At 47.6% G+C, this 370-nt stretch carries 1 protein-coding gene; it reads left to right on the forward strand.

From position 1 onward, the window contains the following. On the forward strand, positions 1–195 hold a 195-nt coding region (locus AC0L3B_RS38640; protein WP_473382902.1), incomplete at its 5' end, for an SCO4402 family protein. Positions 196–370 lie beyond the last annotated feature (175 nt).

Below are 370 nucleotides of genomic sequence, written 5' to 3' on the forward strand. Positions count from 1 at the left end.
CTCTCCGAACTAAAATTTCCTAGTATGAGAGAGGAGCTTATCTCATACTTGAGTGGGTTGTCAGACCTTGACTATCAATACCAGGCTTGGGTAGAACGGTCATCGCCGGGGTTAGATTATGACGAGTTAAATTACACAATACATTTTTTATACGATGACACGGGGTTAGCTGAAAACGCTGCGCGATGGGTGTGATTTGCTGGATGTCATCAGTCGCAGGCTGAATGCTGAGCTGTCTTGAGTGAAAAATCGGGCGGCCGTGGTGTCGCCCGCATTGTGCGTGAGCGGGCTCAAAAGGGTATCCAATTAGCTCTCGAATTTTCCGGTCATTTCACGCAGCACACCTGATCATCGGAAAGGTAATAAAGTC

This window comes from Bradyrhizobium sp. Kon56 (assembly GCF_055807635.1).